This is a genomic window from Nocardioides sp. (assembly GCF_041393715.1).
Classification (GTDB): Bacteria; Actinomycetota; Actinomycetes; order Propionibacteriales; family Nocardioidaceae; genus Nocardioides.
The window spans coordinates 109880-126450 of record NZ_JAWKJQ010000001.1 but is presented as its reverse complement, the minus strand read 5'-3'; the positions used below and the strand labels follow the sequence as shown (position 1 = coordinate 126450).

The window sequence follows — 16571 nt, the reverse complement described above, 5'->3', positions numbered from 1 at the left end:
GGGGCCACCCTGACTGGTCCCCGAGGGGTGGCCCCGGGTCGGCGCCTGCCGCCCACGTCCTGCCGTCGTCGAGGTCGACGTTTGGCCCACAACGACATGACCTGGGCGCGAAATCCCGTCGTTTGTGCCCAATCGTCGTCCCCCGAGATGTCGAACATGTGTTCGATCCGAGGTACCCTCTGCCCATGGACTTCCAGGCAACGCTCTTCGAGCCGGACGCAGCGCTCGGGCCGTTGGCCCCGCTCACCGGGGCAGTGGAGCGGGTCCGGCTGCCGCACGGCGCGTGGGTCGACCTGCGACCCGGCTGGGTCCTGGACGCCGACGAGGTCCTGGCCACGATGCTCGGGGAGGTCCCGTGGAGGGCCGAGCAGCGACCGATGTACGACCGGGTCGTCGACGTGCCGCGCCTGGTGTCGACGTACGCCGAGGGTCAGCCACTCCCCCACGCCACGCTCGCCGCTGCCCGCGACGCGCTGTCGGAGCACTACCGCCCCGAGCTCGGCGAGGGCTTCGTGACGGCCGGCTGCTGCTACTACCGCGACGGCCGCGACTCGGTCGCCTGGCACGGCGACCGGATCGGCCGCGGCCGCTCCGCCGACACGATGGTCGCGATCGTCTCGCTCGGCGACCCGCGTCGCCTGGCGCTGCGTCCGCGCGGCGGCGGCGAGTCACGCAGCTTCACGATGGGCCACGGCGACCTGCTGGTGATGGGTGGCAGCTGCCAGCGCACCTGGGACCACGCCGTCCCCAAGGTCGCCCACGCCGGGCCGCGGGTGTCGGTGCAGTTCCGGCCACGACACGTGTTCTGACGCGGTCAGGCGCCACCCGGGGTCCACGATTGTGCTGAATCTGCAGGCCCGCGTCGCGAATTCGTGACGTTTGTGCCAAAACGGCAGCCCTGGGCGACGACCCTCAGAACTGCACCTTCGGGGCCTCCTCGTGCCCCGTGGGAGCGTCGTAGAACTTCCGGGCGGTCACGCCGGCCATGGCGGAGAAGAACATCCAGGGGATCGTCTGCACCAGCTTGTTGAGCGTGGCCACGGCGTCGTTGTAGTACTGCCGGGCGAAGGACAGCTGGTTCTCGGTGTCGGCGAGCTGCTTCTGCAGGTCCTGGAAGTTGGCGCTCGCCTTGAGGTCCGGATAGGCCTCGGCCACCGCGTTGACCCGGACCAGTGCCTGCTGCATGGCGGCGTCGGCAGCGGCCTTCTCGGCCACGTCACCGGAGGCGGCCGCGTGCTGCAGGCCGGCGCGCGCCGCGGTGACCGCCTCGAAGACGTCCTTCTCGTGGGCGGCGTAGCCCTTGACCGTCTCGACCAGGTTGGGGATCAGGTCGGCCCGTCGGGTCAGCTGGACGTCGATCCCGCCCAGCGCCTCCTGGGCCGAGATGTCGGCCGTGCGCAGCTTGTTGAAGCCGGTGATGGCGAAGGCGATGAGTGCGAGGACCAGCGCCCCCACGACGCCGAGTGCGATCAGCATGGACTCTCCCTTTCTGTCACCAGGTGCTCCCGGTGATGGTCATCGTGCCCGGTCGACGGGCGCGACCGCGAGCCGGGTCACCACGAGCCGCCACCTCCGCCGCCGCCCCCACCGCCTCCGGAGAACCCGCCGCCACCGCCTCCCGAGGACGACTGGCTGGACTCGTAGGACGAGATCGCCGAGCTCAGCGTCGAGGAGAAGTCGCCGACCATGGAGTCGACCGAGCTCCCGCCCCAGCCTCCGGCGTACCCCCCGAGGTACGCCGGCGCCGGCGGCTCGCTGCCGGTCTCGATGCGGAACTTCTCCGCCCACTCGTCGGCGCAGTCGAAGGCCACCGCCCAGGGGAGGTAGGCGGTGTAGAGCTCCTCGCGGCCGGAGAACCCGAAGCGCTCGACGCTCGACGGCGTCGACAGCACCCGGCGGAAGCCACCGAGCCGCGACCACATCTCGCGACCCGCGCGGGTGCGGATGGTGCCGGCGCCGGGCAGCACCAGGCTGGCGGCGCCGATCGCGAAGAGTCCGGGCACCAGGGCCATCGCGGTCATCGAGAACGGGTCCCAGCTGCACAGGACGGCGGCCAGCACCGCCGCGACGAGCACCAGCAGCCCGCCGAGAGCGCCCGGGCCGCTCGGCACCACGAGCCCCTGCCGCGCACCCCAGCTCGTGGTGGTGCCCTTGAGCTTCTCCAGCTGCTTCTGGAGGGCCTCGCCCGAGGTGACGTCCTTCTTGCTCGCCACGAACGCCGCGCCCGGTCCGGGGATCAGCCCGGCAACGGTCATCGTCGAGGAGTCCAGGCCGCGCCAGCCCTCGTTGCCGCGGGCGTCGGCGATGGTCCAGCTCTTCCCGCTCCGCTCCAGCGACACGGCGCCGTGCTCGGCCGCCTGCAACAGCGACGCCACGAACGACCGCTTGCCGACCCGCTCGGTCAGCACATAGACCCCCTGGGCGGGACCGACGCCGTCGGGGGGCGCGTACTGCAGCGGGAACGGCGGCTGCGGCTCCCGGGCGCGCAGGCTGGCCACCGCGCCGGCCACCAGCGCGCCGAGTGCGGCCAGCAGGACGACGACCGCGAGCGGCACCGACCGCCCCAGCAGGGGGTCGAGCCGCTGGGTCCACGGCAGCGTGTGCCCGGCGGGTGGCGTGGCGAGCGTCAGGTCGGTGGCGAGGGTGACCGGAGTCATCGGGGGCAGCGGGCCGGTGCGGACGACCAGGGTGTCGGTGCCGGCTCCCCGGGCCCGGCACCCGTCGGTGGCGCCCCAGCCAACGGCGCAGCGGACGTCGTCCCCCGGCACCGGCAGCCGCACCTGGAGGCGTGCGGAGGTGATCGGCTGCTGCCAGCCCCCGGGGATCAGGTTCCAGTTGAAGGTGCTGACACCCTCGCTCGGACCGGGGAGCAGGACGCCGTCGATGCGGTAGCGGATCTCGTAGACGTGGGTGCCCGGCAGGACCGTCCGGTCGGGCGAGCCGATCCTGGCCACCACGTAGCGGCCGCTGCTGCGCCGAGACAGGTCGACCGGCTCGATCGAGCCGTCCCGGGTGACGGAGATGTCCTCGGGCACCCGTCGCGCATGCAGGTCGTTCTCGTCACGGGTGTCGAAGAACCGGAAGATGCCGTGCTTGCCACTGAACGGGAAGTCCACGGACAGCCGCTCGACCACGCTGAGGTTGCCCTGGTCGTCGACCGTGAAGTCGGCGCGGTAGTCGGAGATCGTGGTCTCGTCGTACTCCGGGGTCTGCGCCCGATCGGGGGTGGGCGCGACCCGGGCCAGCACCCCGATCGCGAGCAGGACAAGGCCCGCCAACCGCAGCAGCCACCCCAGCATGCGGGGGACTCTACTGCCGGCGGGTCAGCGCGGCATACCACTCGGCGGACCGCTTCGGTGTCCGCTCCAACGTGTCGTAGTCGACCCGCACCAGGCCGAACCGCTTGCCGTAGCCGAGCGCCCACTCGAAGTTGTCCATCAGCGACCAGGCGAAGTAGCCCCGCAGCGGCACGCCCCGCGCGATCGAGGTCGCGCAGGCGCGCAGGTGGCTGTCGAGGTACGCCGTCCGGTCGTCGTCCTGGACGCGCCCGTCGACGACCACGTCGTCGGGGTAGGCCGCGCCGTTCTCGGTGACGTAGAGGGACAGGTCGGGCGCCAGGGCGTGCACCGACTCGAGCACCTCCGACAGGCCGGTCGGGTCGACCGGCCAGCCCATGTCGGTGACGGGGTAGCCCGGGTTGACGAACCGCACGTCCGCGCTGCCGGGGTAGGCCGGCTCGGAGCCGGGCTCGCCCCCGGCAGCGACCGTGTGACGGGAGTAGTAGTTGATGCCGAGCGCGTCGAGCGGGGTCGACGCCAGCGCGAGGTCCTCCTCGGGCGTCGGCCCCCGCAGCTCGTCGCCGAGGCCCACCGCGTCGAGGTCGGCGAGCACGTCGTCGGGCCACCGACCCAGCAGCAGCGGCTCGAGGAAGATCCGGTTGGACATGCCGTCCATCCGGCGTCGGGCGTCCACATCGGCGGGATCGTCGCTCGCGGCGCTGACGGCGTAGAGGTTGACGGTGATGCCCAGTGACTCCGCACCCGCCTCACGGAGCGCCCGGGTCGCCAGGCCGTGCCCGACGAGCAGGTGGCGAACCGCACGCAGCGAGGCGGCCGCGTCACGACGCCCGGGGGCGTGGATGCCGGCCGCGTAGCCCAGGAAGGCCGACACCCATGGCTCGTTGTGGGTGGTCCAGTGCCGGACCCGGTCGCCGAGTGCGGCGTGGACGGTCTGCGCATAGTCGGCGAAACGGAGGGCGGTGTCGCGCTCGGGCCAGCCGCCGGCGTCCTCGAGCGGCTGCGGCAGGTCCCAGTGGTAGAGCGTCAGCCACGGCGTGATCCCCGCCGCCAGCAGCTCGTCGACGAGCCGGGAGTAGAAGTCGAGGCCACGCTGCTCGACGGCGCCGGAGCCGGTGGGCTGGATCCGTGGCCACGCCACCGAGAAGCGGTAGGCGTCGAGCCCGAGGTCCTTCATCATCGCGACGTCCTGCGGCATCCGGTGGTAGTGGTCGCAGGCCACGTCACCGGTCTCGCCGCGCTCGACGGCGCCCGGGGTGTGGCTGAAGGTGTCCCAGATGGAGGTGCCGCGGCCGTCCTCGTCGACCGCCCCCTCGATCTGGTACGCCGCGGTGGCGGCGCCCAGCCAGAAGTCGTCGGGGAGTCCCAGGGCGGTGCGGCCGGCGGGGTTCTCGAGGGGCGTCATCGGGCTCCTTCTCGGGTCGGGCCTCGATCCTCCGGGGCGGGTGACCGGGCGGTCAAGACCGCTCGCCGGGCCGACCCCGCTCCGGGCCCGAAGACGCCACCGGACCCGGGTCTGCAGACCCGGGTCCGGGGCGGGGGGGTGCGTCTCGCGTCAGAAGAGCCGGCGGACCAGCCACCGGAGGACGACCAGCGCGACCACCAGCCCGGCGGCCTGCTTCCAGTAGCTCTTCACCAGCACCGGCAGCACCGCGGAACCGAGGTCGAGGGCGTCGTCGTGGTCGGGCGCTGGCCGGGCAGCCGCCGCGGGCGGCGGTGCCGCGTGCTTGGGGGCGGCCGGCTCCGACGCAGCGGTCGGGGCCGGTCCGTCGGCGACCGCGGCCTCGGACACCGCAGCCGGCGCCGGCTCCGGCGGCTCGGCCGCCTCGGCCGGCGTGGCGTCGGCGGCCAGCCGCTGCTCCAGGCAGGACACGAACTGCCCGAGCAGCTTGTCCGACACGTCCTGCATGACGCCCCGGCCGAACTGCGCCGGCTTGCCGGTGATCGCCAGGTCGGTGACGACCTCGACGTCGGTCGCCGAGCCGTTGCCCTCCATGCTGAGCGTCACCGTGGCGCCGGCGGTGCCGTTGCCCCGCTTGTCCTTCCCCTTGGCGTCGACGACGAAGCGGTGCGCCGCCTCGTCCTTCTCCACGAAGGTTCCCGAGCCGTTGTACTGCAGGGCGATCGGGCCCAGCTTGACCTTGACCGAGCCCTGGAAGGAGTCGTCCTCGACGGAGGTCACCTGGGCCCCGGGGAAGCACTCCGCCACCGACGCGATGTCGTTGAAGTGCGCCCAGGTGTCCTCGACCGAGGTGGGGACGGTGAACCGGTGGGTCAGGTCCATGCGGTCAGGCCCCCGCCGCCGCGAGCACGGCCCGCCGGGTGAGGATCCCGGCCAGGTGGCGCCGATAGTCGGCGTCGCCGTTGAGGTCCGAGGGCGGGTTGGTGCCCTCGGCGGCGCGGGCGGCCGCGGCCGCCACCCCGTCCTCGGTCGCCGCCGCTCCGGCCAGCGCCTCCTCGACACCGCGCGCACGCAGCGGGGTCGAGCCCATGTTGGTCAGCGCGATCCGGGCCTCCGCGATGCTCCCGCCGTCCGTTCGGCAGGCGGCGCCGACGGCCACGATCGGCCACTGGTGGGCGACCCGGACGAACTTCTCGTAGTGCGCGCCCCAGCCGGTGTGCTTCGGCACCCGGACCTCGGTGAGGATCTCGTCCTCGCCGATCGCGGTCTCGAAGAGGTCGACGAAGAAGTCGTCGGCCGCCACCGTCCGGGTGCCCCCGGAGCCGGCGATCACGAACTCCGCGCCGAGCGCGAGCGCCGGGGCGCCCAGGTCGCCCGCCGGGTCGGCGTGCGCGAGGGCGCCGCCGAAGGTGCCGCGGTGCCGGATCTGCGGGTCGGCCACCTCCGCGGCGGCCTTGGACAGCAGCAGCGCGTGCTCCCTGACCAGGTCGCTGTCACGGACCTCGTGGTGGGTGGTCATCGCACCGATCACCAGCGAGTCGCCGTCGTCGCGGATCCCGCGCAGCGAGTCGATGCGACCCAGGTCGATCACCATCTCCGGCGCGTTCAGCCGCATCCGCAGCACCGGCAGCAGGCTCTGCCCGCCGGCGATGATCTTGGCGTCGTCACCGTGCTCGGCGAGCGCGGCGAGGGCGTCCTCGACCGAGGCCGGGGCGACGTAGTCGAACTTGGCGGGGATCACTGGGCTGCTCCCTTCGAGCTGTTGATCGCCTTCCACACCCGTTCGGGGGTGGCCGGCATCGTGATGTCGTTGATGCCCATCGGGCGCAGCGCGTCGACGATCGCGTTGATGACCGCCGGCGTGGAGGCGATGGTGCCCGCCTCGCCGACGCCCTTGGTGCCGAGCGTGTTGCTGGTGCACGGCGAGGTGGTGTGGTCGACCTGGAAGGAGATCGTGTCGGCCGCGGTCGGCAGCAGGTAGTCCACGAACGAGCCCGAGACCAGCGTCCCGGAGTCGTCGTACACCGCGTCCTCCCAGAGGGCCTGGGCGATGCCCTGCACCAGTCCGCCGTGGACCTGGCCCTCCACGATCATCGGGTTGATGATGTTGCCGATGTCGTCGCAGCAGACGTAGGACCGCATCGTCACGGCGCCCGTCTCGGTGTCGACCTCCATGGCGCACAGGTGGGTGCCATGGGGGTAGTTGAAGTTCTCCGGGTCGAAGGTCGCATCGGAGTCGAGCCCGAGCTCCATGCCCTCGGGGTAGTTGTGACCCGTGAACGTGGCGGTCGCCAGCTCGCCGATCCCGATCCCCTGGTCGGTGCCCTTGACGGTGAACCGGCCGCCGCCGAACTCCAGGTCGTCGGCCGAGGCCTCGAGCAGGTGGGCCGCCAGCGGCTTGGCCTTCTCGATCACCTTGTCGGCCGCGCGGACCAGCGCCTCACCGCCGACGACCAGCGACCGCGAGCCGTAGGTGTCGAGACCGCGGGGCGACACCTGGGTGTCGCCGTGCAGCACCTCGACGTCCTCGAACGGCACGCCGAGCCGGTCGGCGACGATCTGGCTGAACGCCGTCTCGTGACCCTGGCCGTGGGCGCTCGCACCGGTGATCACCTCGACCTTGCCGAGCGGGGTCATCCGCACCGTGGCGGACTCCCACCCGCCGGCGCCGTAGTCGAGGCTGCCCAGCACCCGGCTCGGGGCCAGGCCGCACATCTCGGTGAACGTCGAGATGCCCAGACCCAGCTGCACCTTGTCGCCGTTGGCGCGGCGCTCGGCCTGCTCGGCCCGGAGAGCGTCGTAGCCGAACATCTCCTTGGCGCGCGCGGTCGCGGCCTCGTAGTTGCCGGAGTCGTAGGTCAGCCCGGCCACCGTGGTGAACGGGAACTCCTCGTGCTTGATCCAGTTCTTCTCGCGGATCTCCAGCGGGTCGACGCCCACCTCGGCGGCGAGCTCGTCCATCAGCCGCTCGATGGCGTACGTCGCCTCCGGGCGGCCGGCGCCACGGTAGGCGTCGGTCCAGGTCTTGTTGGTCAGGACCGTCTGCACCCGCCAGTGGTAGGCCGGGAACTTGTAGATCGAGTTGAACATGAACGCACCGAGCACCGGCACACCACCGCCCACGAGCGAGATGTAGGCGCCGAGGTCGGCCAGCAGGTCGACCTTGAGGCCGGTCACGGTGCCGTCCTTGGTGGCCGACAGCGTGAGCCGCTGCCACTGGTCGCGGCCGTGGTGGCCGGAGACCAGCGACTCCGAGCGGGTCTCGGTGTACTTCGCGGGCTTGCCGAGCCGCCGCGCCACCGCCCAGACGATCCACTCCTCGGGCGTGGTCTGCAGCTTGCCGCCGAAGCCGCCGCCGACGTCGGGCGCGATCACCCGGATCTTGGACTCGGGCACCCCGGTCGTCGCGGCCAGCGCGAAGCGCAGGATGTGCGGGATCTGGGTGGCCGACCACATCGTCAGCTGCTCACCGGTGGGGTCCACGACCACCGAGCGAGGCTCCATGAAGGCGGGGATCAGCCGCTGCTGGCGGTACTCCCGCTCGATGACGATGCCGTCCTCGCGGGCCTGGGCGATGGCCTCCTCGACGTCGCCGCCGGTGCCGGCCTCGCCCGAGTCGAACACCCAGACGGCGGACTTGTTGGTGCCGAGGTCGGGGTGCGCGAGCACGGTGTCCTCGGCCGCTTCCTTGAGGTCCAGCGCGGCCGGCAGGTCGTCGTACTCGACATCGACGAGCTCGGCCGCGTCGCGGGCCTCGGCGGCCGAGCGGGCCACGACGACGGCGACGATCTCGCCGGCGAAGGTGACCCGGTCACTCGGCATCGGCGGGTGGCCGGGGGTCTTCTGGTCGGGGCTGATCGGCCACGCGTTGATGCAGACGCCCATCTCCTCGCCGAAGTCGGCGCCGGTGAGCACGGCGACGACGTTGGTCGCCTCCTTGGCCGCGGCGGTGTCGATGGAGGTGATGGTCGCGTGGGCGAACGGGCTGCGCACCATCGCCAGGTGCAGCATGCCGGGCAGGTTGAGGTTGTCGGTCCAGCGGGTCCGGCCGGTGATCAGCCGCTGGTCCTCCTTGCGACGTCGCGCCTGACCGATCTCGGCGGCCGGGGCGTCCTGGGTGGCGGTCACTGGGCACCTCCTGCGGCGTGGAGGACCGACTTCACGATGTTGTGGTAGCCGGTGCAGCGGCACAGGTTGCCCTCGAGGCCCTCGCGGACCTCCTGCTCGGTCGGGTGGGGGTTCTCGGCCAGCAGGTCGACGGACTGCATGATCATGCCCGGCGTGCAGAAGCCGCACTGCAGGCCGTGGCACTCGCGGAACGACTCCTGGACCTGGTGCAGCTGGCCGCCCTCGGCGAGCCCCTCGATGGTGACGACCTCGGCGCCGTCGGCCTGGACCGCCAGCACGTTGCAGGACTTCACGCTGCGACCGTTGAGGTGCACGGTGCAGGCACCGCAGTTGCTGGTGTCGCAGCCGATCACGGTGCCGGTCTTCCCGAGCTTCTCGCGCAGGTACTGCACCAGCAGCATCCGCGGCTCGACGTCGTCGGCGACCTTCGCCCCGTCGACGGTGAGTTCGATCTTGGTCATCCTCTTCGCTCCCCTGTCCTCTCCGACAAGCAGTGGTCTGACAAAGCAGTGGAACCCGACTGTGACGTGGGTCTCAGGCGAACCTAGACGGCCAAGGTTGGCGGACGGTTGGGGCGCGAGATGCGCCGTTTGGTGGTCCGACGTGCGGGAAATGGCTCCACCACATGTCGGAAGAGGCACGCCCCGAACCCGCCCATGCCGTTCTTGTCTCTGGGGCCGCCGGAATCGACATCTCGGCACGCCGGATCACGCACGTCGTGCCGCCGGAATCGACACGTGGCGGGGGTGTCGGGTCAGGGCTGGGTGACGGCCTCGCCGTCGGCGTACGCCGCGGGGTGGGTGTCGCCCGCCGCGTGACCGGGCGCGCCGTGCGTCCCGACGAGCGGCATCAGGGCCAGGTCGGCGAGCGAGAGGGCGAGCACCGCGAGCACCGTCACGGTGACGGTGCGCAGCACGGTCGCCACGGACTCGACCGTCAGCGGAGGCAGGGCGGTGGTGAGTGTTCGCACGTGCCCCAGCGCACCGGCTCCGGGTGAACGAGCGGGGGCAACCACGGTGAACGGCGAGCGAAAACCGAGCCGACAGCCCGGGGCGCCGTCTCGCCGGACACGACCGCCGTCTCGCGGTCAGTGCTGAGCGGCGGCGAGCTTCCCCTTCAGCAGGGGTACGGCGGGGTGCCCGGCGCCGCCGAGGCGGGCCAGACAGACCTCCACGACCTCGGTGTCGTAGGGCGCCAGCTCGGTGTAGCGGAGCACGGCGGTCGGGTCGGGAGCGGCCAGCAGCGCCTCGCGCACCGCGACGGCGACGTACTCGGCGAACTCCGCGAGCGCCGGTGAGTTGGTGCCGGGCAGGAGGTCCCCGCCGTAGGCCGCGACGGCGGCGGCGACCCGCCCCTGCTTGAGCAGCCCCAGGACCTCGTCGACATCGGTGGCCACGGGGAGCGTCAGCCGATAGGGGCGCGAGGCGAGGGCGCCGCCGAGTGCCGAGCGCAGGTGGGACACCTCCGCCTTCAGCGTCGACAGCGTCACCGACTGGTCGCCGTAGACCAGCGCGTGCAGCTGCTCCAGCCCCAGCCCCTCGGGGTGCAGGGAGAGCAGCGCGAGCACCTCGGTCTGCCTCCGGTTGAGCAGCAGCCGTCGACCGTCGAGCCGCGCCTCGGCGTTGCCGAGGAGGGTGAGCGAGAGCCCCGGCGTTGTCGCCTCGTCCTGGCCGCCGGCGCTCATCGCGGTGGACGCCGGCATCGCGGTCTCGATCAGCCGGGCCAGCACCCGCGCGGTCGCCAGGCCGATCGGGTGGGTGCGGTCCCAGGTCGTCGACAGGTCGACGACACCGAGCCGCTGGCCGGTGGTGGGGTCGCAGACGGGCGCCGCCCAGCACACCCAGTTGTGCACGATCGGGGCGTAGTGCTCGGCGCTGAAGACCATCGCCGGCTCACCGGTGCGGGCCGCGATGGCCAGCGCGTTGGTGCCGACCGACGCCTCGTCCCACTGCCCGCCGGGGACGAAGTTGACGGTCTCGGCCTTGCGGCGCATCACCCGGCCGCCGTAGGTCCACAGGATCCGCGTCTGCTCGTCGGTGACCGCGAGCACCAGGTCGCCGTCCTCGGCGGTACGCCGCAGCTCGGCCTCGACCCGCGCCACCGCGACCTGGAGCGGTGACTCCTTCCAGAACTCCGCCGTGTCGGTCTCGTCGGCCAGCGGCGCCTGGGTCACGTCGGGGCGGATCGCCGCCGACGAGACCTCCCACGAGCGCAGGATCTCGGGGCGCACCAGACCGGCGGCGTCGTCGCCGTGCTCGACGAACGACGTCCAGGCCTGGACCGCCGCGAGGCGGCGCTCCTGCAGCTGATGACGTGTGGCGGCCATGCGTCTCCCGGTCCGGCGGGGAAGTGACGGTGGTCACGGTAGCGCGCCGGGGCAACCGACACGAGAGGTGACGGCTGCCGACCTCCGACGGGCCTACCGAGCCACGTCGTGGTGGATCCGGCCCTCGGTGTCCGCCAGACTGCGCCCGCTGCCGCCCCACCGCCGCCCGATGATCTCCGCCGCGATCGACACGGCGGTCTCCTCCGGGGTGCGCGCGCCGATGTCGAGACCGATCGGCGAGGAGAGCCGGGCGATCTCCTCCTCGGTCATCCCCGCCTCGCGGAGTCGGACCAGCCGGTCCTCGTGAGTACGACGCGAGCCCATCGCGCCGATGTAGGCGACCTCCGGCAGCCGCAGCGCCACCTGGAGGACGGGCACGTCGAACTTCGGGTCGTGGGTGAGCACGCAGAGCACGGTCCGCGCGTCGATCTGGCCGGCCTCGACCTCCTTGCCGAGGTAGCGGTGCGGCCAGTCGACGACCACCTCGTCGGCATCGGGGAAGCGGCTGTGGGTGGCAAAGACCGGCCGCGCATCGCAGACGGTGACGTGGTAGCCGAGGAAGGACCCGACCCGAGCCACCGCCGCGGCGAAGTCGATCGCGCCGAAGACCAGCATCCGCGGCTTCGGTGCGAACGCCCACACGAACACCTGCATGCCCTCACCGCGCCGCTCGCCGTCGGGGCCGTAGGTGACGGTCGCGTTGTGGCCGAGGGAGAGCAGCCCGAGCGCGTCGTCGCGCACCGCCTGGTCGGCGCGCACGGAGCCCAGCGTCCCCGACGAGGGCTCGGGCTCCGGGCGGACGACCAGCCGGCGGCCGACCCAGGCGGGGTCGGGGTGGGCGATCACGGTGGCGAGCGCCACGGGCCGACCGGTCTCCACGTCGTCGGCGATCTCGCCGAGCTCGGGGAAGGTCTCCCGGCTGACCTTCTCGACGAACACGTCGAGGATGCCTCCGCAGGTCAGCCCGACGGCGAAGGCGTCGTCGTCGGAGACGCCGTAGCGCTCCAGCACGGGGGCGCCGGAGGCGACCACCTGCTCGCCCAGCTCGTAGACCGCGCCCTCGACGCACCCGCCGGACACCGAGCCGACCGCCTCGCCCCGGGGCCGACCAGCATCGAGGCGCCGGCCGGGCGCGGTGCGGACTGGAACGTCGCCACCACCGTGCCCACACCCACGGTCTCGCCGGCCCGCCACCACGCCATCAGCTCGGGAAGCACGTCACGCACGGGAGATCACCTCGGTCAGCTCGTGGAAGGTCGCCAGCGAGTGGCCGGCGACGAAGTCGTCGATGTGCGGGAGTGCGGCCAGCACCCCCGACTGGATCGGCTGGTAGCCCGCCTTGCCGCGGTGCGGGTTGACCCAGACGACCCGGTGCGCCATCCGGTGCAGCCGGGCCATCTGCTCGGTCAGCAGTGCGGGGTCGCCGCGCTCCCACCCGTCGCTGAACACAACGACGACGGCCCCGCGGGCCATTCCGCGCTGCCCCCACCGGTCGTTGAACGCCTTGAGGTTCTCCCCCAGCCGGGTGCCGCCCGCCCAGTCCGGCACCGCCTCACCGGCGGCGACCAGCGCCCGCTCCGGGTCGCGATGGGCGAGCGCCCGGGTCACCCGGGTCAGCCGGGTGCCGGTGGTGAAGACCTCCACCGCGCCCCGGTCGGCCGCCACCACGTAGCGGTGCGCGAGCCGCAGCAGGGCGTCGGCGTACTTGCTCATCGAGCCGGACACGTCGACGAGCAGCACCACGCGGCGGGGACGGGTCCGCCGCCGACGCCACGCGATGTCTGCGGGCTCACCCATCCGCCGCAGGGTGAGCCGCAGGGTCCGCCCGGCGTCGACCTCCCCGCGCCGGAAGGCGGTACGCCGGTGCGCGCGACGCCGCGGCGACACCGGCCGCAGCGCGGTGAACATGGCGGCGAGCAGCGCCTTCTGCGCTCCGGTCACCTCCGCGATGTCGCGATGGCGCAGCACCTCGGTGGCCGACGCCAGCGCCTGCACCGTGTCGGCGTCCTCGGCCCCGGCGCCGCCCTCCTGCTCGGAGTCGGGCAGCGGCGAGCTGACCAGCTCCGTCTGCCGATCGCGCGGCTTCTGCCGGGGCAGCCCCTCCCTGGCGAGGAAGAACGCCTCGAACACCTGGTCGTAGCGGTCGAGGTCGTCGGGACAGGAGCACAGCGTCGCCCGACCCGCCCAGTAGGTCGCCTCGCGGTCCCCCAGGTCCACCAGCGCCGCCGCCTCCAGCCAGGCCCGCGACCGGTCCAGTGTCACCGGCACCCCCGCCGCCCGCAGCGCCCGGGCGAAGGCCAGGAGCAGCTCGTCGGGGGGGTGTGGGGTTGGTGCCGTTTCGGCACAAACGTCATGATCTGGCGCCGCCGCCATGTCATTTCCGCACAATCGCAGCCATCCGGAGACCCCTCAGACCGCCAGCAGCCGGTCGAGGGCGTGCTTGATCCGATCGGTGTCCTCGCGGTACTTCACGACCGCACCCAGCGTGGCGGCCGCGGTCTCGAGGTCGAGCTCGGTGGCGCCGAGCCGCCCCAGCGCGCGCACCCAGTCGAGGGTCTCGGCGACGCCGGGCGGCTTGAGGAGGTCGTCGCGCGCGCGCAGCCGCTGAGCCACCTCGACCACTTGCCGGGCGAGGGTCTCCGACACCGAGGGCTCCCGCGACCGCACGATCTCCACCTCGCGCTCGAGCCCGGGGTGGTCGATCCAGTGATAGAGGCAGCGCCGCTTCAGCGCGTCGTGCAGCTCGCGCGTGCGGTTGGAGGTGAGCACCACCACCGGCGGCCGCGCGGCCGCGACGGTGCCGAGCTCGGGGATCGTCACCTGGTAGGTCGACAACACCTCCAGCAGGAACGCCTCGAACTCGTCGTCGGCCCGGTCGACCTCGTCGATCAGCAGCACGGCCGGGGCCTCGCGCAGCGCCCGCAGCACCGGCCGGGCCAGCAGGAACCGCTCGTCGTAGAGGCTCTTCTCGGTCTCCTCGACGTCGCCGCCTGCCGCCCCGCCGAGGGCCTCCAGCGTGCGCAGGTGCAGGATCTGCCGCGGGAAGTCCCAGTCGTAGAGCGCCTGCGTCGCGTCGATGCCCTCGTAGCACTGCAGCCGGATCAGCGGGCACCCGAGCCCGACTGCCAGCGCCTCGGCGAGCGAGGTCTTGCCGGTGCCGGGCTCGCCCTCGAGCAGCAGCGGACGCTGCATCGCCAGCGCCAGGTAGGCGATCGTCGACAGCGCCGGGTCCGCGAGGTAGCCGGTCGAGCCGAGCAGGTCGGCCACCCCGGCGGGGCTGCTGGGCAGCGCGGGCCGCCCGTCCTCGGGCGCGCTCGGGCTCTCGTCGGCCGACATGCGCTCAGGGTACGACGACCGGGGTTGCCCGATGGTTGGCCGCGGCACGGCAGCCGCGGCTACGAGGAGGCCGGGAGGTGGTCGACGTCGACGCCGGTGGCGAGATCGCCGCACTCGACCAGCTCGGGCGGGTGCTCGGCGAGATAGCGACGAGCTCCCTGGTCGCCCGCGGCGCTGCTCAGCACCCCGGGCCAGTGGTGCCGGCCGAGGAGCACCGGGTGCCCCGGCACCCCGGCGTACGCCGCCCGCGCGAGGGCCGCCCGCGGGTCGCCGGCCGGCGTGGCCGTGAGCACCCGCGCGACGACCTCGGACCCGACGTCGGGGAGGTCGACCAGGTGGAGCAGGGCGGCGTCGCCCTCGACCAGGAACCCGAGGCCCGCCCGCAGCGACGCGGACATGCCCGACCTCCAGTCGGGGGCCACGATGACATCGACCGGCACGTCTGCCAACAGCTCGCGCGCCTCGGCCGCCGCCGCTCCCAGCACGACCGTGACGGCGTCGCACCCGCCGACGTCGAGGGCGGCGCAGGCCCGCAGCAGCCACGACGTGCCGTCGGGGTCGCTCATCAGCGCCTTGGGGCGCCCCATCCGTCGCCCCTCACCAGCGGCCAACAGGATCCCGACCGTGGAACCGCCACGCGTGTCGCTGGAGAGGGTCATCGAGACGGGTCAACCTCCGAAGGCGGCGGTGTAGAGGGTGGAGCGATCGCTGTCGAACGGTCCGCTGAAGCCGCAGACGACCAGCTGCCCGTCGTTGGCGGCCAGCAGGTAGCGCTGGCCGACCTGGAGGTCGGGAGCGCCGACGAGCTCGGCCAGCGACGGCGCCGGCGCGGTGAGCACCACCTCGTCGGTGGGCGTGCCGGCGAACCACTCGTTGACGGTGAGGGTCACCTCGGTGCCGCTGACGTCGGTGACCGTCGCGTCGACCGCGAGCTGGACGCCCGCCAGCACCTCGGGTGACGGCGGCACGCAGCGGGCGGGCACCTGTGCCGGGGCGCCGATCGAGGTCGAGGTGACCTCGGGTGCCGCGGCGGGAGGCTGCTCGGTGGTGGTGGTGCGCTGGTTCATCACGCCGATGCCGGCGATCACCACCATCGCGGCCGCGGCGGCACCCGCGAGCACCGGGGCCCAGCGGACCCGACGCCACAGCGGCGTGGCACCCGGCTTGGTCTCGGGGGCCTTCGGGGTCGCATCGTCGGCGCCGGCCCCCTTCGTCGCCGCCGCACCCTTGGTCGCGGCGGTCTTGGGGTCAGCGGTCCGGGGGTCAGCGGTCTTCTCGGCCACGTCGGTGGGCTGCTTCATGACGTCCTCCAGCATTCGGCTCACCGTCTCGGTCGAGGCGGGCTCCAGGTCGCCAGCGGGATCGACGGCACGCAGCCGTGCGAGCAGGTCGCGGTCGTCGTCCATCACTGTCTCCCTTCTGCTGGTTCATGTCCGGTGCCGGAGGAATCCTGACGCGATCGGGCCAGCTCCTTGCGCAGCGCGGCCTTGGCCCGGGTGAGCCGGGCGCTCACGGCGTTGGGGGTCAGGTCGAGCACCACGGCGATCTCGGCGGGCTTGAGCTGCTCCCAGGCCCACAGCCGCAGCAGCTCGGCGTCGGAGGCCGACAACCGGCCGAGTGCCTCGTGCAGCGCCGGGTCGCCCTCGGGGACCGGCGCCGTCTCGCGGGGCGGGTCCAGCGCCGCGACCTTGCCGGCCACCCGGCGCTGCCGCCGGGCGCTGCGCTGCGCATTGGCGAGACAGCCCTTGGTCACGCCGTAGGCCCACGGCAGTGCGCCGTCGCCGGCCGGCACGTCGTCGAAGCGCCGCCAGCACACGAGCAGCGTCTCGGCCAGCACGTCGGCGGCCGTCTCGGGGTCGGTACGGCGGGCGAGGTAGCGCCGCAGCGGCTCGATCAGGTCCCGGGCCAACAGCTCGAACCGCGCCGCGACCTCGGCGCGCTCGTCGTCGTGCTGCTCGCTCACCGGCACCAGGGTACGGGCCGGAACCACGAGGCTCCGGGAGGCCCCGGCGGCGAGGCGCCCGGCACGTCGCCCGGGAAGCGCAGCAGGGCCCCGCCGAAGCGGGGCCCTGCTGGGTGATGC

At 73.0% G+C, this 16571-nt stretch carries 16 protein-coding genes and 1 pseudogene; 1 reads left to right on the top strand and 16 read right to left on the bottom strand.

The features are described from left to right. Window positions 1-185 precede the first annotated feature (185 nt). A complete protein-coding gene (locus R2740_RS00655) occupies window positions 186-809 on the top strand; it encodes an alpha-ketoglutarate-dependent dioxygenase AlkB (RefSeq protein WP_371300739.1) in 624 nt (207 codons plus the stop codon). A 103-nt stretch (window positions 810-912) separates the two neighbouring features. Here R2740_RS00655 and R2740_RS00650 read toward each other — a convergent pair whose 3' ends face one another. The 16 genes and pseudogenes from R2740_RS00650 to R2740_RS00575 form a co-directional block, all read right to left on the bottom strand. Further along, the gene (locus R2740_RS00650; protein ID WP_371300737.1) at window positions 913-1476 is read right to left on the bottom strand and encodes a LemA family protein; all 564 of its coding nucleotides are present in this window, start codon (window positions 1474-1476) and stop codon (window positions 913-915) included. A gap of 77 nt (window positions 1477-1553) precedes the next feature. After that, a complete protein-coding gene (locus R2740_RS00645) occupies window positions 1554-3299 on the bottom strand; it encodes a DUF2207 domain-containing protein (protein WP_371300735.1) in 1746 nt (581 codons plus the stop codon). Between the two features lie 10 nt (window positions 3300-3309). Beyond that, window positions 3310-4701, bottom strand: coding sequence for a GH1 family beta-glucosidase (locus R2740_RS00640; protein ID WP_371300733.1), 1392 nt, complete (start codon window positions 4699-4701; stop codon window positions 3310-3312). A gap of 150 nt (window positions 4702-4851) precedes the next feature. Then, window positions 4852-5580 carry an SRPBCC family protein gene (locus R2740_RS00635; protein WP_371300732.1) on the bottom strand — a complete coding sequence of 243 codons (729 nt, stop codon included), beginning with the start codon at window positions 5578-5580 and terminating at the stop codon, window positions 4852-4854. A 4-nt stretch (window positions 5581-5584) separates the two neighbouring features. Next, window positions 5585-6439 (bottom strand): xanthine dehydrogenase family protein subunit M, encoded by an 855-nt coding sequence (locus R2740_RS00630; RefSeq protein WP_371300731.1) that lies wholly within the window; start codon window positions 6437-6439, stop codon window positions 5585-5587. Next, window positions 6436-8826: a xanthine dehydrogenase family protein molybdopterin-binding subunit gene (locus R2740_RS00625; RefSeq protein WP_371300730.1), complete on the bottom strand. Its 2391-nt coding sequence runs from the start codon at window positions 8824-8826 to the stop codon at window positions 6436-6438. Before R2740_RS00625 ends, R2740_RS00630 begins: the two co-directional genes overlap by 4 nt. Next, entirely contained in the window at window positions 8823-9287 is a 465-nt protein-coding gene (locus tag R2740_RS00620) for a (2Fe-2S)-binding protein (RefSeq protein ID WP_371300728.1), read from the bottom strand. Before R2740_RS00620 ends, R2740_RS00625 begins: the two co-directional genes overlap by 4 nt. Before the next feature lie 293 nt (window positions 9288-9580). Then, the gene (locus R2740_RS00615; RefSeq protein ID WP_371300727.1) at window positions 9581-9796 is read right to left on the bottom strand and encodes a hypothetical protein; all 216 of its coding nucleotides are present in this window, start codon (window positions 9794-9796) and stop codon (window positions 9581-9583) included. 117 nt (window positions 9797-9913) lie between these two features. Beyond that, complete coding sequence (locus tag R2740_RS00610) at window positions 9914-11152, bottom strand: transcriptional regulator (RefSeq protein ID WP_371300726.1); 1239 nt, start codon at window positions 11150-11152, stop codon at window positions 9914-9916. A 93-nt stretch (window positions 11153-11245) separates the two neighbouring features. Next, on the bottom strand, window positions 11246-11806 hold the full coding sequence (locus tag R2740_RS00605) for an XdhC family protein (RefSeq protein WP_371301164.1): 561 nt from the start codon (window positions 11804-11806) through the stop codon (window positions 11246-11248). A gap of 87 nt (window positions 11807-11893) precedes the next feature. Further along, a pseudogene (locus R2740_RS00600) lies at window positions 11894-12354 on the bottom strand (XdhC family protein); the annotation flags it as partial. Between the two features lie 16 nt (window positions 12355-12370). Then, on the bottom strand, window positions 12371-13420 hold the full coding sequence (locus R2740_RS00595) for a VWA domain-containing protein (protein WP_371300725.1): 1050 nt from the start codon (window positions 13418-13420) through the stop codon (window positions 12371-12373). 141 nt (window positions 13421-13561) lie between these two features. Then, the gene (locus R2740_RS00590; RefSeq protein ID WP_371300723.1) at window positions 13562-14488 is read right to left on the bottom strand and encodes an AAA family ATPase; all 927 of its coding nucleotides are present in this window, start codon (window positions 14486-14488) and stop codon (window positions 13562-13564) included. Window positions 14489-14547: 59 nt separating this feature from the next. Continuing rightward, window positions 14548-15147 carry an NTP transferase domain-containing protein gene (locus tag R2740_RS00585; RefSeq protein WP_371300722.1) on the bottom strand — a complete coding sequence of 200 codons (600 nt, stop codon included), beginning with the start codon at window positions 15145-15147 and terminating at the stop codon, window positions 14548-14550. Between the two features lie 9 nt (window positions 15148-15156). Next, window positions 15157-15894 (bottom strand): hypothetical protein, encoded by a 738-nt coding sequence (locus R2740_RS00580; protein WP_371300721.1) that lies wholly within the window; start codon window positions 15892-15894, stop codon window positions 15157-15159. Next, complete coding sequence (locus R2740_RS00575; protein ID WP_371300720.1) at window positions 15894-16451, bottom strand: RNA polymerase sigma factor; 558 nt, start codon at window positions 16449-16451, stop codon at window positions 15894-15896. The genes R2740_RS00580 and R2740_RS00575 overlap by 1 nt, the downstream gene beginning before the upstream one ends. Between the last annotated feature and the right edge of the window lie 120 nt (window positions 16452-16571).

Coding starts and splice junctions, on each gene's coding strand:
- R2740_RS00635 (WP_371300732.1), bottom strand. CDS start 5,580: ATGGACCTGACCCACCGGTTCACCGTCCCCACCTCGGTCGAGGACACC.
- R2740_RS00655 (WP_371300739.1), top strand. CDS start 186: ATGGACTTCCAGGCAACGCTCTTCGAGCCGGACGCAGCGCTCGGGCCG.
- R2740_RS00585 (WP_371300722.1), bottom strand. CDS start 15,147: ATGACCCTCTCCAGCGACACGCGTGGCGGTTCCACGGTCGGGATCCTG.
- R2740_RS00580 (WP_371300721.1), bottom strand. CDS start 15,894: ATGGACGACGACCGCGACCTGCTCGCACGGCTGCGTGCCGTCGATCCC.
- R2740_RS00610 (WP_371300726.1), bottom strand. CDS start 11,152: ATGGCCGCCACACGTCATCAGCTGCAGGAGCGCCGCCTCGCGGCGGTC.
- R2740_RS00650 (WP_371300737.1), bottom strand. CDS start 1,476: ATGCTGATCGCACTCGGCGTCGTGGGGGCGCTGGTCCTCGCACTCATC.
- R2740_RS00605 (WP_371301164.1), bottom strand. CDS start 11,806: ATGCAGGTGTTCGTGTGGGCGTTCGCACCGAAGCCGCGGATGCTGGTC.
- R2740_RS00640 (WP_371300733.1), bottom strand. CDS start 4,701: ATGACGCCCCTCGAGAACCCCGCCGGCCGCACCGCCCTGGGACTCCCC.
- R2740_RS00620 (WP_371300728.1), bottom strand. CDS start 9,287: ATGACCAAGATCGAACTCACCGTCGACGGGGCGAAGGTCGCCGACGAC.
- R2740_RS00645 (WP_371300735.1), bottom strand. CDS start 3,299: ATGCTGGGGTGGCTGCTGCGGTTGGCGGGCCTTGTCCTGCTCGCGATC.
- R2740_RS00590 (WP_371300723.1), bottom strand. CDS start 14,488: ATGTCGGCCGACGAGAGCCCGAGCGCGCCCGAGGACGGGCGGCCCGCG.